We start from the raw sequence: 1,914 nt of genomic DNA on the forward strand, positions 1-1,914 counted from the left end.
TGCCGCCGTCGGGGAACTGGAGGGCCTGCTTGTCGGCGAAGCCGCGGACGCCGCTCAGGGTGCCGAAGTAGTGGTCGAAGGAGCGGTTCTCCTGCATCAGGATCACCACGTGCTTGACGTCCGCCACCGTTCCGCTGGTGGTCGCCGCCTGAGCGGTACCGGTACCGGTGCCCGGGAGGCCGGCCAGGGTGGCCGCGCCGGCGGCTGCGGTGGCCGACACGAAGGTGCGGCGGCTGAGCTGGGGGGTCATCGGTCGGCCTCTCAGAAGGTGAAGGTGGCGACGGCGGCGGCGGTGTCCGAGGGCCATTCGTTGGCCGCGGTGCCCGGGTCCGGCTGGGGGCGGCCGGTGACCAGGGTGTGGGCCTCCAGCAGGGTGAGCGGACCGGCGAACTGCACCTGGTCGATCCGGTCCTGCGGCTCGGCCTTGGTGCCGCGGACCTTGCGGGTCGGCGACCAGGTGTTACCCGGGAAGGCGGCCGGGTCGGGGTGCGCCGAGCGGTAGGCGTCGGTGAGGCCCGCGTTCTGCAGGGCGACGGTGACCGGCCAGGCCAGCGCGGTGACGCCGCTGTGTGCGGCGGCGGTGGCGGGCGTCCAGTCCAGGTGCGAGGGCGAGGCCAGACCGGCCGCGAGGACGACGGCCCTGCCCGCGGTGATGTCGGCCTTGACCGCCGTCGCCAGGGCGGTGGCCTGCTTGCCTCGGGTGGAGGCGTTCTCGCTGGTCACGGTCGCGGCGGCGGTGCGGCCGTCCTGGACGGCGTAGGGGCCGTAGTCGGCCTCGTCCAGGTGCGCGGCCCAGAACCGGACACTGCGGTTGCCGGGGAGCTGAACCGTGGCGCCCGCGGCGGGCAGCGTGGTGGTGACGGCGGTGACCGAGGCCAGCGGGTAGCGGCTGACGATGCCGACGCTGCTCGCGCTCTGGTACGCGTACCAGCCGAGCGCGGTGGCCAGGGCGGTGGCGGCGGTGCCGGCGGTCTCCTGGAGCGCGACGACGTCCAGGTTCTGGGTGAGGATCACCCGCAGCTGCTTCTCCAGGCCGTCGGTGGCGTGGGTGCCGGCGTCCCAGAGGTTCCAGGCGGCGGTCTTCAGCCGGATCGGCTGGGCCGGGTCGCGGACCGGGAGCTGGACGGTGATGGTGTCCGTGTTGCCCGCCGCGTCCTTCACCCCGACGGTCAGCACGGCCGGGTCGGCGGGCGCGCTGCCCGGGGCGGTGCCGGTGACGGTGCCGTCGGCGGCCACCGACAGCCAGGAGTCCCCGGCGATCTTGCGGAAGGTCGGGGTGCCCGAGGAGCGCATCCACAGGCCGCCGAGCTTGACGCTCACGGCGGCGCCCGGCGCGACCTGGGTGGCGGTCAGCGCGTCGACGGCGGCGTGCGGCCGGGCCGGGGTCGGCTTGGGCTTGAAGCTGAACGGCGCGCTCTGGGCGAGGATCCCGTACCCGTCCTTGGCCAGCAGGTAGGCGGTGTAGGGGCCGCCGGTGAGGGCGGAGGTGTCGAGCTGGACGTCGCCGGACGCCCCGGGCGTGTACTTCCACAGCAGCGAGGAGCCGGTGCCGGGCAGCCGGGTGCCGTCGTAGATGCCCACCCAGTTCTTGGCGTCCGATGCGTCGGTGGTCCAGTGGAAGGTGAGCTTGTCGCCTTCGGTGGGACTGGTGGGTGTGGAGAGGACGAGGGAGGATCCTGTCGCCACGGGGGTCCTGTCCGCCGGACCGGTGCGGGTCCGGCTGGGTCGAGTTGGCTGTACAACTGACCCAATTCACTCTAGGAGTAACGGACTTGGGATGAACAGGGCGTGGCCGCCGGTCGGGAACACCGGGAACTCCTGGCCGACGCGGGCGCGGGGGGGGGGGGAGAGGGGGGGGAGGGGGGGGGGGGACCCTTCCGCAAGGTAGGGTCGCAGCTACCACCCCCCCACCAG

The 1,914-nt window shown here is 73.7% G+C and carries 2 protein-coding genes; both read right to left on the reverse strand.

Features of this window, described 5'->3' with window-relative positions:
* Window positions 1-250, reverse strand: a 250-nt coding sequence (locus tag AC2TEW_RS38800; protein WP_484627838.1) for an alkaline phosphatase family protein, incomplete at its 3' end; no start/stop codon positions are given.
* An 11-nt stretch (window positions 251-261) separates the two neighbouring features.
* Complete coding sequence (locus tag AC2TEW_RS38805; RefSeq protein ID WP_484627839.1) at window positions 262-1,686, reverse strand: endonuclease/exonuclease/phosphatase family protein; 1,425 nt, start codon at window positions 1,684-1,686, stop codon at window positions 262-264.
* Window positions 1,687-1,914 lie beyond the last annotated feature (228 nt).

The organism is Kitasatospora sp. NEAU-CNBT7 (assembly GCF_057220535.1).